Source organism: Streptomyces sp. NPDC017056 (genome assembly GCF_044332485.1).
Taxonomy (GTDB): Bacteria; Actinomycetota; Actinomycetes; order Streptomycetales; family Streptomycetaceae; genus Streptomyces.
The window spans coordinates 164,076-176,717 of record NZ_JBIRPD010000018.1; the positions used below are offsets into that span (position 1 = coordinate 164,076).

9 protein-coding genes are annotated in these 12,642 nt (G+C 68.8%); 3 read left to right on the forward strand and 6 right to left on the reverse strand.

All coding sequences use genetic code 11. The features are described 5' to 3' along the window. Positions 1–120: 120 nt before the first annotated feature. On the reverse strand, positions 121–1,083 hold the full coding sequence (locus ACH4OW_RS29470) for an NAD(P)-dependent alcohol dehydrogenase (RefSeq protein WP_398030769.1): 963 nt from the start codon (positions 1,081–1,083) through the stop codon (positions 121–123). A gap of 99 nt (positions 1,084–1,182) precedes the next feature. Between ACH4OW_RS29470 and ACH4OW_RS29475 the strand changes: the two genes are divergently transcribed. After that, positions 1,183–1,764, forward strand: a complete 582-nt coding sequence (locus tag ACH4OW_RS29475; protein WP_398030770.1) for a TetR/AcrR family transcriptional regulator — start codon at positions 1,183–1,185, stop codon at positions 1,762–1,764. Between the two features lie 192 nt (positions 1,765–1,956). Here the strand turns inward: ACH4OW_RS29475 and ACH4OW_RS29480 are convergent, their stop codons facing one another. From ACH4OW_RS29480 to ACH4OW_RS29500, 5 genes are all read right to left on the reverse strand, one after another. After that, on the reverse strand, positions 1,957–2,712 hold the full coding sequence (locus tag ACH4OW_RS29480; protein ID WP_398030771.1) for an SDR family oxidoreductase: 756 nt from the start codon (positions 2,710–2,712) through the stop codon (positions 1,957–1,959). 76 nt (positions 2,713–2,788) lie between these two features. Next, on the reverse strand, positions 2,789–4,027 hold the full coding sequence (locus ACH4OW_RS29485; RefSeq protein WP_398030773.1) for an MFS transporter: 1,239 nt from the start codon (positions 4,025–4,027) through the stop codon (positions 2,789–2,791). A gap of 114 nt (positions 4,028–4,141) precedes the next feature. Continuing rightward, positions 4,142–4,732 carry a DUF5825 family protein gene (locus ACH4OW_RS29490; RefSeq protein WP_398030775.1) on the reverse strand — a complete coding sequence of 197 codons (591 nt, stop codon included), beginning with the start codon at positions 4,730–4,732 and terminating at the stop codon, positions 4,142–4,144. Then, positions 4,732–6,627, reverse strand: coding sequence for a RiPP maturation radical SAM C-methyltransferase (locus tag ACH4OW_RS29495; RefSeq protein WP_398030777.1), 1,896 nt, complete (start codon positions 6,625–6,627; stop codon positions 4,732–4,734). Before ACH4OW_RS29495 ends, ACH4OW_RS29490 begins: the two co-directional genes overlap by 1 nt. A 157-nt stretch (positions 6,628–6,784) precedes the next feature. Then, complete coding sequence (locus ACH4OW_RS29500) at positions 6,785–7,498, reverse strand: ferritin-like domain-containing protein (protein ID WP_398030779.1); 714 nt, start codon at positions 7,496–7,498, stop codon at positions 6,785–6,787. Between the two features lie 759 nt (positions 7,499–8,257). Here ACH4OW_RS29500 and ACH4OW_RS29505 point away from each other — a divergent pair. Beyond that, positions 8,258–8,806, forward strand: coding sequence for a DapH/DapD/GlmU-related protein (locus ACH4OW_RS29505; protein ID WP_398030781.1), 549 nt, complete (start codon positions 8,258–8,260; stop codon positions 8,804–8,806). A gap of 2,701 nt (positions 8,807–11,507) precedes the next feature. Next, on the forward strand, positions 11,508–12,035 hold the full coding sequence (locus ACH4OW_RS29510; protein ID WP_398030782.1) for a hypothetical protein: 528 nt from the start codon (positions 11,508–11,510) through the stop codon (positions 12,033–12,035). Positions 12,036–12,642: the final 607 nt, after the last annotated feature.

Genomic DNA, 12,642 nt, shown 5'->3' on the forward strand with positions numbered 1-12,642 from the left:
CCGTTGGAGTGCTTGGGCAGGCACAGCGGCTTGTTACGAGAGGAGAATTCCTCAGGGGCTCATGGCAGTTGAATTGGCGAGCTCGCCGGCACCAAGGCCGGGTTTCGGGGGCTCGCGCGGCTATGGGCGTTCGCGTTCCATGTCGATCACGTACTTCCCCCGGACGCCGCCGCCTTCGAGCCTTCTGTGCGCCTCCGCGATGTCGGCCATGGGGAAGACCGCGTCGATCACCGGCCGGATGCCTCCCGACTCGGCGAAGCGAGTCAGCTCGGCGATCCGGTCGGCCGACGGGTTGTTGCTGAATAGTTTGAACCGCCGGGGTGCGACGGCCGCCCGCAACCCGGACCCGAGTACGGAGGTGAGCATGCGGTCCGCGTCGAAGGCGAGGGACACCATGCGCCCCTTCCGAGCCAGCCGCGCCTGGTAAGTGCCCAGGTCGGTGCCCACTACGTCGACGATGACGTCGAAGCGGCCGAGATCTTCCGGCCGAGTGGTGCGGTAGTCGAGCGCCGCGTCGGCTCCGAGTGTGGTGATCCAGTCGAGGTTGTGGGCCGAGGCGAGGGCGGTGACGTGGGCGCCGAGGGTCTTGCCCAACTGTACGGCGACGCTGCCGACGCCGCCGGTCGCACCACGGACCAGGAGCCGCTCACCGCTGGCGAGCCGGGCCTTGTCCGTCAGCGCGGTCAGTGCGGTGGTACCCGACACGGGGAGAGCCGCGGCTTCGAGGAGACTCAGGTTTTTCGGCGCGCGGGCCAGCCTCTCCTGGGGGACGCGGACGTAGTCGGCCATGGAGCCGAAGGTGAAGTGGGGCATCAGCCCCCACACCGCGTCTCCGGCTTGCCAGGCATGGACGCCCGGCCCGGTCGCCGAGACGCGGCCGGTGAAGTCGCCGCCGATGCCGCGCGGGAATCGCGCCCGACTGATTCCGCGCATCCGTCCCGAACGGAAGGCGATTTCCCCGGCATCCACACCGGCGGCGTGGACCTCGACGAGCACCTCTCCCGGGCCTGGCCGGGGGACGGGCACCTCGTTGACGCGTAGCACCTCGGGCGGACCGAAACGGTCGTACTGCACGGCGCGCATGATTTCTCCCGTCGCTCACGAAAAAGTGGAGGGGCCCTCCACTTGACTGGGCTACAGTAACCGGAGGACCACCCCATTTCGCAACCACAGGAGGTCATCGTGACCGAGTCCGCCCGGCAGCGCCCCATGCGCGTGGACGCCCGGCGCAACCACGAGCGCATAGTTGCCGCGGCGCAGGAGGTGTTCGCCGCGGACGGCGTCGGCGCCTCACTGGAGGAGATCGCCCGCCGGGCCGGGGTGGGATCGGCGACCCTGCACCGGCACTTCCCGACCCGGCGCTCGCTGCTCGAAGTCGTCTTCCACGACCGCGTCGAGGCGCTCTGCTCCAGATCCCGGGAACACGCCGAGCGCAGCGACCCCGGCGACGCGTTCCTCGCCTGGCTCCGTGATCTCAACGTTTACGCGGCGGCCAGCCGCGGACTGGCGGCCTCGCTGCTGCACGACAGCCGGGACGCCGACCTCCTGCAACAGAACGAGGGCTGCCGCGCAGCCATCACGGCCGCGGCCGGAGAACTCCTGCACCGCGCACAACAGACAGGCACGATACGCCCCGGGGTGTGCGCCGAAGACCTCCTCGCACTCGTCAACGCCATCTCACTCGTCACCGAGCACCACGATGACGACACCCAGGCGAACCGACTGCTGGACATCGCCATCGACGGCATCCGCCTACCCCGGTGAAGCCCCGCCTGCACAGCTGGGGGGCGCCCCCTGCCCCCGGAAGCCCAACGAGTGCCGGTGAGTCGAGCGGTGCGCGGGGCCGCGGTGCGGGAGGCGTCGGTGGTGTGCTGAGCCGAACGGCGCGGCGCGAGTCGGCCGAATGGTACGGCGCGAGTCGGCCGAACGGCGCGGCGCAAGTCGTCGGGAAGTGGCCTATCGATAGCGGGCGTCGATGGGGTCGACCGTGAGTTCCGTGACGCGCGCGTGTGAGGGGCGGCTCATCACCCATTCCACGCCGGCCGCCACGTCCTCGGCGAGGAGCGGGTGGTACGGCCAGTCCGCGACGTCATGGACGCGCGGTGCCTGGGACCCTGCCAGGACCGATGCGAACTCGGTGTTGGTTGCGCCGGGAGAGATCAGGGAGATCCGGCACCCACCGCGGGGCCGTTCCTCTTCGGCCAGCGAGCGGACGAAACCTGCCAGCCCGTATTTGGTCGCCGCGTAGGCCGCGTAGCCCGGTGACGGCCGGGTGCCGAACAGGGAGCCGATGACCACCAAGTCGCCGGCTGCGGCGTCCAGGTCGGGAAGGAGGCGTCGTATCAGGAGCATCGGAGCGAGGAGGTTGACCCGCAGTTGTGACTCCCATGGCCCGGCGTCGGCCTCTCGCACCGGCCCGTGGCCGCGGCCGTGCCCGGCGGCCAGCACTGCGGCCGTGAGCGGGCTCGGGATGCTCGCGAGAACCCCGGCCAGCCTGTCGGACAACTCGTCCGTCTGCTCCAGGTCGAGCGGCACCGCAAGGCCGGCGACACCGTGCTCGGCCGACAGCTGCCCGGCCAGCGCCTTCAGCCGCTCCTCGCGCCTGGCGACCAGGATCAGGTCGTATCCGCAGGCGGCCAGCCGACGGGCTGTGGCCGCTCCGATGCCGCTGCTCGCCCCGGTGATGAGGGCCGTCCCCGCGGGACCGGTCATCCGCGTGCTCCTGTTCGTCGGTGACTGGGCCGTCTGCTGTTCGTCGGTGGCCAGGACGTCTGCTGTTCGTCGTTGACTAGGGCGCCTGAGCCGTTCGTTCGACGGTGGCGAGCAGATCGCGCGGGAACCATAGGCTGCTCGCGCCCGCCAAGGCGACAGCCGCCGCCCCGATCAGTACCGGAACGATGCCGACGTGGGAGGCGAGCCATCCTCCCACCAAGGCGCCGACGGGCAGGGTGGCAGTCAGGACTGCCTGGAGGAAGGCGTTGACGCGGCCCAGCAGGTGAGCCGGGGTGATGAGCTGCCGCCCGGTGGTCATGGCGATCGACCACACCGTGGCCAGCAACCCGAACAGCAGCTCGTACAGAACCAACACCGGGAACGCCAGCCCGAGAGAGGCCGCGGGGATGAGGAAGAGGGCCGCCCCGGCGCCCAGGGCGCACACCTGGATGGCACGGGCCATGCCCAGCGCGCGGGTGATGGACGAAGCGAGGAGCACACCGGCGCCCATGCCGACAGCGTATGCGGCGTACACGATGCCCAACTGACCCGAAGGAAGGCTCAGTTCTTGGCTCGCGTACAGGATGAACAGTCCGCTTCCCGCGCCGCCGCCCAGATTCAGCCCAGCTGCCGCCAGGGCCTGCCGGCGCAGCAGCGTCTCGCGCCGGATCACCGCCAGTCCTTCCCTGAGGGCGTCGATACGGGATTTCGCATCCGCACCGGCCTGGTCCACCGGCCGGTTCAGCGCCGCAGGCAGCGCGAGGAACAGCGACCCGCCGATGAGGTAGGCGGCACACTCCACCAGCAGTGCCGGCGCCGGATCGACGATGCCTATCAGCAGGCCGCCGAGCGCCGGCCCGCCGATCAGGCCCGCGGTCCGGGCTCCGGTGAGTGAGGAGTTGGCCGCCAGGAGCTGTTGCGAGGACACCACACGGGGCAGACAGGACTGCAACGCCACACTCTGCGCGGAGTTCAACGCACCGGAAACGGCGGCCACCGTCAGGAGGTGGGGCCAGGTCAGGCCGTCCAGTGCCGCCGCGATCGGCACGCTGCCGACCACGGGAACCTGGGCCCAGGTGGCGGTTACCAGCAGACGGCGCAGCCGGGCCCGGTCGACGGTGATGCCGATCAGCGGACTCAGCAGGACACCGGGCAGGTAGGTCATCACCATGAGCCCGGAGGCGCCCAGCGGGCCTGCACTCAGATGGGCGATGGCCAGCAGCGGGAGCGCCAGGGCAGTGACCTGGCGCCCCACCGAACTCGTCAGCTGCTCTGTGACGAGAAGCAGCAGCGGACGGTGCCCACGCAGCGACACGCGCCTCCGTTTTGAGGCTGCCTGTGCAGGCGGTCCGGGATTCGGCGGTCCGGGGTCCGGCGGTCCGGGATCCCGGGGTCCGGAGGGTTCGGCGGCCGGGGACGATCCCATGTATCAGATTCCTGTGTCGGGTACGGTCCAGTGGCGGATGCGTGGCGGCAGGGTCACCGCCCAGCCCCGGGTGACGAGTACGAGGTCCTCGGCAGCCAGTACGGACACCGCCTCCCGCTCTGTATGGCTGAGATCATCCAGGGCGGTCGGGTCCAGGCAGGTGTGGAATGCGGCCAGCAGGTCGGGGTGGTCCACGGTGAGGCGGACTGCGGCGTCCGGTTTGCGGCAGTCTTTGATCTGCACGAAGCCTGGCCCTTGCCGGTAGTACAACTGCCCGTAGGAGTGGGCGCGGCGCCAGTCGTCGGGCGCTGCCGGCCCGCTGGGCGGCGGCAGGTGGTGGAGGGGGGCAAACGCGAAGTCCGGTGCCGGCGGGATGTGACCTGCGGCGTCGGCCCGCCGCAACGACCAGGTCACCGTGAGTGCGTGGCTCTGGCACTCGCGCAGGAACTGAATGGCTTGGGCGGTGGGCCTCCCGCCCGCACCGAGCAGAACCGGCTCGGCGACGACCACGTGGTGGCCGTTGATCCGGTACGGCAGGACATCCGGCAGGTCCGGCCGGTCCGGCGCCTCCAGCGACGGCTTGGCGGTGGGCATCACACCACCTCTTCATGGGCGGGGACGCTGGTGCGCGGTCGGGTGTCCTCGCCGGGGGCGCGCACGGCCGCCGCCTGGGTGGGCAGTGCGAGGAGCGTGTCCTGATCCCGGAAGACCAACCCGTCCGCCAGTAGCGCGTGGCCCCACTCCTGCAAAGCACCCAGGGGGACTGAGTGCCCCGCCTGGCCCAGGTGCCGTTGGAGGGCGGCGGGCGTACGGCCGTGCTCGAGCTCCCGGAACGCGGCCGCTTCCCAGCCCGTCAACCGGTGGGTGCGCCGCGGCCAGCCCTGGCGTTCGTCGTGGACGACCAGGGTGCCATCGCCGTCCGTGGATGGTTCAAGCAGCAGTCGGGACGAGGGATAGGCAGCCGTCCACCGGTCGATCTCCTCCAACAGCCGCTGCTCCACCTCGCCCCGGATTCCGGCGGCCGGTGCGTCGAACAGGAAGACCAGGTCTTCCAGTTCCTTCGCCGGCAGTTGGTACACGTGCTGGTATATGTCGGCTGGGCGGCGGGAAGCGAAGCCCAGAGCGGGGTTGGTGAAGTGCGGGCTGAACCGCTCCAGTGCGATGCGTGTGGCGCCGTTCGGTGGTTGAAGGTGATGCAGGGCCGGTAGCTGGTCGATGATGTCCGTGTAGTCCTCGTCGCGCTCGCCGGGGAAGCCGTAGAGGTAGTTCCACACGCAGGTGAGCGCGTGATTCTCGCACTCGCGCATCGTACGGACGTTGCGGGCGCCGCTGACTCCCTTGTTCATCAGGCCGAGCACCCGGCTGCTGAGGCTTTCTATGCCGGGCTGGACATGGGTGACCCGGGCCCGGGCCAGGAGGGCGATCTGTTCCCTGGAGAGGTTCGACTTCACCTCGTAGTGGATGCGCAGATCCCACGGGCAGTCGGCTGCCCGTGGCAGGAAGTCGCGGAAGTAATCCATGCTGATGATGTTGTCCACGGTGATGACATCCAGGAGCTTGTGCCGCTCCACCAGCCGTGTGATCTCGGACCACAGTTGTTCACCGGGCTTCGAACGGAACTCCATGAGACTGCCGTTGAGCCCGCAGAACGTGCAGTGGTGCTTTTCTCCCCACCAGCATCCCCGGGCGCCCTCCACCACGAGTTTGGGCTCCACGAACTCCGATACCGGCGACGCTTCGATGTCTCGTTGCCAGGCGTCATAGTTCGGGCTGGGCAGGAGCCCGATGGGGAGGGTCCCCTGCGCCTCCCGGTTGGCGCGCGACGTGCCGCCGTCCCACCAGCAGACTCCGGGTGCGTCGTCGGGCGCGGTGCCCTGCTCGACATGGGCGAGCAGCGCGGGGAAAGTCTTCTCCGCCTCGCCTCGTACGACGTAGTCCAGGAACGGATGATTGCGATGCAGGGCGTGTCCCATGACGCCGTCGCAGTTGCTGCCGCCGAGCACGGTCACGACCTCGGGCCGGGCACGTTTGATCTCCCGTGCGAGGGCGAGCGACGGCATGTTCTGGAGGAAGGTGCTGGTCATACCGACGACATCGGGGTTCGAGGCGAGCACCTCCCGGGCCGCTTCGGCGATGAACCCGGAGGCGTACGGCCGCATGCGCAGTACGTTGTCGACAAGCCCTCCGGTCCTGGCCGCGTAGGCGGTCAACTGCTCCGTACCCCACTGCTCGTTGTCGTACAGGCAGCAGGAGAAGACCCAGTCACCGAAACCGTCGAAGACCTGGTCGTCGGCGACGGTCATGTACTCCTGGGGCGTCAGTTCTCCGTCGCTGTGCGTCAAGAGGTACTCGGCCCAGCGCAGCCACCCGTGGTATTCCGTGACCTCGTCGGCCGGCCGTTCGCCGGCGAGAAGGGAGTGCAAGAGGCCCACTTGGAGGGACGGCATTTCCAGTGCGTGCCACGGCATGGACACGAGCACAATACGCATGAATGGCCTTTCCGGTCACAAGGCGGCCGTACCGTACGGTACGGCCGCCTCGGTGCGGGTTAGCGTTTGGCGTTGTCGTTCACACGGCGGGTGACGGCCACGCTGTACTTGTCGGCCGCCTTCGTCTGGGCCCGGACCGCAACCTTCTTGATCTCCATCAGACCTCCAGGAACTCTTGTGTGTGTTTGCGACGCCGGGACAGTTCTGCTCGGTCGTCCCGGACACTCATGAGCACCCGCATCCGGGTGGCGTGCCGTGCTCTGATCCAGGCGGCGACCTGCCCCGTCGGCGTCTGGGGAAGGAGACGGTGCACCAGCGAGGCCAGGCTGTCCACGTCGTTGTGTTTGAGCACGATCTGCTCGCTGGCGAGCAGCAGGTCGGCCGGTAAGCGGCGCAGCTGCTCCGCGCCGGGGCCGCGGGTGAGGTAGGCCATGCCGAGAGCGACATGGCGGGACTCGTCCCTGCGCACCAGTCGGTACACCTCACCGAGGCCGTCCTCGCGCAGCCCCGGGACGAACCACCGGAACTCGTCAGCCGCGAACCCCTCGGCCAGGGTGTGAGCCAGGAAGCGGGCGGTGTAGTCGTCCAGGGACCACAGGTCCCGCGACAGTTCCTGCTGGGCCTGCCCGGGCTCTCTGACGGATCCCGCGACGGCGTGTGCGTAGTGGTGGAAGACGGCCGAGTGTCTCGCCTCGTCAGCCACGGCCGTGGCGAGCACCAGCTTCATGTCGCCCTCGGAGCACTCGCGCAACAGCCCGGCCGCAATGTCCATGCCGACCTGTTCGGCGTACGTGCTGCCGCTGGCGAGCCGCCAGGAAAGCTCGGAGAAAGGGGCGGACCCGGGCCGGTCACGCAGGGCCCGGCGCACCACTTCGGCCGGTTCCCAGTCGTGCGACCTGGCGTCACGGATGAATCGATGATGCAGGTCAGGGACGCCACGATCCCGATAGCGGGCAATGGTGGGCCGTCGTGGCCCGCGCAGAGCATCTCCGTTTCCAGCCACTCATCTCCCCGTTGCTGTCACGTGGTTGCTGCATGCGAAGCCAAAGCAAAGCCCACCGCATTCACCAATTCACCCCCGCCTGCCGCTCAGACAACGCGAATGCGCCACAGCCCCGGTGGTCACATGCGCGTGAGCGGTGACACGAGCGATGCAACGCTGAACTGCGACGCTGGACAGGACCCAGGACACTGTCGGGGGTCACAGACAGCCGCATGCGATGGCAGTGATGATGGCCGGAACCGAACGAACAGCCGACTGCCTGCCTGCCTGTTTGTGTGCCTGCCTGCCCCGCCTCTTCCGCCGCATGTGCGCCATGCACCGGTCGCGGAATGCCGGGCCCCGGCCATCGGGGCAGGTGCTCCCGCTCGTCTGCGACGCCTCGGGGGTGCGCGGCAGCGACGTCTCTGCTGCCCGTTCTGGGCGGACAACCAATGGTTGATCGTGTCCGTTGTGATCGTTGTTTGATTCCGGCGTGACCTGGTGGCTTACATGAGTAGGGCTTTCATGCGTATGGCTTTCATGCGGCCGGTGGCTTCCATGAGGCCGGTCAATCTGGGGTCGAGCGACCGCCGCACCCGGCGGTGCCGCTCCACGGCTCCGACCCAAGCACCTTTCGTGAGGAACCCCATGCCTGATCAAGACCGTCTCTACGTTCGCACTCCCGAGTTCGCGCGGGTAGCCGAACGCATCGAGTACGTGAGCACGCTGACGTCGCGGCTCAACGTTTTGCCTTTCGACGACAAGGCCTCGCGCGCCGCCTTGTTGTCCGAGATCGTCGGCAAGCCGGTTCCCGGCTCCGTCACTGTTTACCCGCCCTTCTATACCGACCACGGCCTGGGCATCGACTTCGGCGAGCACGTATTCGTCAATCAGGGCTGCACCTTCATGGACCAGGGCGGCATTCGTCTGGGCGACGGGGTCCTGATCGGCCCGAAGACCAGCCTCATCTCCTCGGATCATCCGCTTCCAGCGTCGGAGCGGCGCGAGTTCATCACGCGGGCGCCCATCACGATCGGGGCCAGCGCGTGGCTTGGCGCGGCGGTCACGGTCCTCCCCGGTGTCACGATCGGGCGTGGAGCGGTGGTCGGCGCCGGAGCCGTCGTCACGAAGGACGTGCCTCCCCACACGCTGGTGACCGGACCGGCCGCGTTCGCACGCAAACGATGGAACGACTGAGTGACAGGGTGCCGGTACGCATGCGGGTGCCGGGTCTACCACCCCAGCGGGTACGGGGGTGCCGCGCGCCGTGGCGGGGGTCATCGTCTGGCGCAGCCAGCCGTCGCCGTGACTTCGGCGCGGGCCCAACGGTGCGGGTCTCGCTGTAGGGGTGCTCAGTCAGCAGGGCGGCAGGACCGGGGTGGAGGAGCTTGTGTGACGGGACGCTGAAGCGGGCGTTGGGCCTCCTGATGGCCTGCGGGCCCGTTCGGCAGGGACGGAGCGGGGCCCGGGGCAGGCGGGCTTGCGTGTCTGTGGCACCGCGTACGGTCGGCGCAGGTGGGCAAAGATCCGTCGTGCCGCCTCTATGCGACTGTGCGACGTGTGCGGCCTGGGAGACCGTACTGAAGCTGGTGCCGGCTGCGCAGGTTGACCGGCCTGCTGTCGAGCCTGCCGTGTGGTGGCGGGAGGCGCATCAGCAGGCGGACAGACGCCCTGACCGGCGATGCGCGCTACGCGAGCGCCGCGGCCTCAGCACATGGCCCTCCCCGCGGCTGTCCGCTCCCGACCGCGGGACAGCCTGGGGATCATGTCCTCGGAATAGCCGACTTCACCACGCTCGATCCCAGGCGCCCGCTCTGCCCCGTCGAGCCGGCCGGCGATCGAGGCGTGGCCCGGTCCCGACGCCGGTCTGCCGTCGGAGGTCAAGCAGTTCGCGGACGTCTGCGGCCCAGCGGATCTCGGCACGTACCTGTGCATCCACCCACGCGCCGTGCTCGAGGCCGGAACGTTCGGCTACGGCACCTGGCTGCGAGATACCCGCCGCACCGCGTGCACCACATCGCACTGCGCGACCTGCCTGAGCCGGAGCGGTACGCCGTTCACCCGAGCACGGAGGGCTGCTCGCCTGGGCCGAGAGCCGCGGTGGGACGTGCTGTTCTGGGACACCTCCCACTCCGACGCCCCCGACAACTGGAGCGTAGTGATACACCGCAGCGGCGCCGACCCGCGCCTGACGGGGAGCAGCGGTGCGTCACTCTGCAGAGCGGCATCAAACTGCAGCCCCAGAGTCGCTGTCGTCCCGTCCGCCGAGCCCTGCCCGGGCGATGGCCGTTGGCAAGCGCTCTTCACGGAGCCCGGCACCCGGCTGCCGCAGGAATACGTCACGCCCATACAGCGGTACTAAGTGGGCTGCTGGAGCAGATGGCCGCGCTTCCTCACCCCACTGCACACCTCGCCCACGAGCGGCGTGTTGCCACCGTGGTCCTCGGCGTCCGCGACGGCTACCGGCAGCTGATGGCCCCCGCACCCGGAACGTACCCGGTTAAGTTCCGCTGGCGGGGTAGCCCGAGCCGGGCGGCTCCCCCCTCTGGCCAACTCCGTCGACGGGACCACCTTGATCGGCCCGCCCCGGGCGACGCCGCGATGCCTGGCCGCTGGTGGTCCGGTCCACCACGCCGCCCAAGGGCCGCCGCTGGAGGGTCGCCTGTCCGACTCCCTGCTCGCCTGGTAGCACGCTACCTCGTGACCGAGAGCCTGTCCGGCCTCGACCGGAACGACGACTCCGTGGCACACGTCGGGTTCACTGCCTGAGACCTTCACGCTTATTCACCGCCGGGACATCCACGCATGTCGCCGGAGGGCCGCTGCCGACACGGCGACGGCCGCGCCGGAGGCCGTCCAGAACACGAACTTGCCGGTTGGTCCGTTGACCGTCCGCAATTCCCCGTCATCGTGCAGGCAGAACGAGTCGGGCGGGAAGCACTGCGTGACCGCAGTACCGGTGCGATGGCACGGGCACGTCTCCGGAAACAGGGCCCCGTGAGCTCGCTGCGAAAGGATCCCGCCGGCCAATACGGCCAGCCACCCAGCCAGCGAGAACACAGTCACCATCCAGGCAGGGACCTTGGCCCGCCGCCCCAGCAGTCAAACACCGGCCGTCGACACGACGAACACCATGAGCAGAGCGGGCAGTAAGAGCAGCGACTTCACGATCCGATGACAGCACTGGCCGCTGGCAGACCTCTGCCTGGTTCCTGCTTCGGGACCGACCCGTCGACGGGTCGGAAGGGACAGGTCTCCATACAGACCAGGGGCCGTTTCAACGCCCTCGGCTCGAGCCAATAGGCATGGACGCACCCCGACCAGCGTCCCCGCAGCCCAACGCTTCACCTGAAACGACCCGCGCTCCTGCAGACTGCCTGTCGGTGACGGGGCCGGGACCCGCCGCTTCTCCCCATCAGCGGCGGCGACGTAACGATGCAGCACCGGCCTGCGGGTCCTACGCGCCGGCAGCGCAGACCGGGCCCGGTCCTTGAGACTGGAACGATCCGCAGACCTAGAAACACACCCACGAGAACCTGACCGGCGGACTGCCGTACTTCGCCCAGGACCTCTTTGGCATTCAGTACGCCCTCGACACCGACGGGCAAGTGGGCATGGGACCACCGAGCGCACCGTCCTCGACGAGATGGTCTGAAAGACCAGGCATAATGGCTGCTAGCCGCTCCGACGCGCGCGGGGACAACGCTTTCGCCGCCAGCTGGCAGGACCGCCACGGCGCCCTCGCGTACGACCAGTGCCTGGCCCCTGATGCAGGTCCACCCTCGGCGGCACTTACGAGGACGGCCACCTCGCCGTCCAAAAAGCCGCGCAGTGCATGCACCTCCGCGGCCGCTCGCCCAGCCCCCCGTACGCACTGCCCGACGGAGCCGACTTCCACATGAGTCCCACCTTGCCCCCGAACGACCCTGCCCTGCTCTCCCACCACGAACTCGAGGTCCTCGCCCATTACTCCACCCTGCTGATCCAAGACGACAACGCCGACCTGGGCGAACCCGACCCCGCATGGTTCGGCCCGCTGGTGGAGGATTGGATCAACACTGCTCCCGGCATCATCGGCACCGGAGCCGCCCGCCCCTTCACTGTTCCCGTCACCGTCGACGTACGCCGCACACCGCCGGCCGAGGACGATGCGGAGCTGCAGCAGGCCGACCACGTCACCCAGGCCAGTCTCGCGCTCCCCTCCGGATGGCTGTTGATCTCCGCACTGGGCTTCGACGACGAGCTGCCCCGCATTCCTCTAGCCCCCGGGACCTACGCCGTGCGCATCTACTCCCACGGCCTGCGCACCGTCTCCGAGGACGGGCTGGACGGCGAAGACCGCTACCACGTGGTGCTCTGGCCCACCGACGAGGAGCACCCCGCCCAGGTCCTCAAGCGCCACCCCAAGCCCCTCCCCGGCGGCTGACACCCGGTGCGACTTCACAAAAGAGCGACGGACGGTGGCCAGGCCCGGGTCTGCGGAGGCTTCGAAAAGCACGCCGGGCCGGGCGACCGCACCGCATAAGCCGCCTCCCGAGCCGAGTACCGCTCGCCTTCCACTCCTCCGACCTGCGGCAACGCGTGGGCCACGGTCATCAAGCCGGCTACACGACGGCTATGACCCGGCCGACCGCATCCACTCCTGGCCCACCTGACCCAGAATCAGCACCGAGGGTCTTCCAGAGTGGATCCTTCGTGTAGTGTTCTCCGGGTTGCCACGGAGCCGACAGGCACCGCGACAGCCACTCACGCCACACCGGCGACACAATCACTACTGCACGGCTCCCGAACGGGAACAATTTCGGCGTGCCGGAATTCGAACCGCCGACTCGATTATGAGTCACCGGGCGAAACCGCTAAAGTAGTGATCATGCCGGAAGGCGCGAATAAACCCGCTTCAACAGGGGCCGGAAACGGAAAGCGGAAACGCCGAACGGGTCTGGTAAGGTTGGAACCGCGAAGAAGCCGAAAGGCCGAAACGCACCGGCGAAAATCGGGACCGCGAGGATCTGATAGAGTCGGAAACGCAAGAC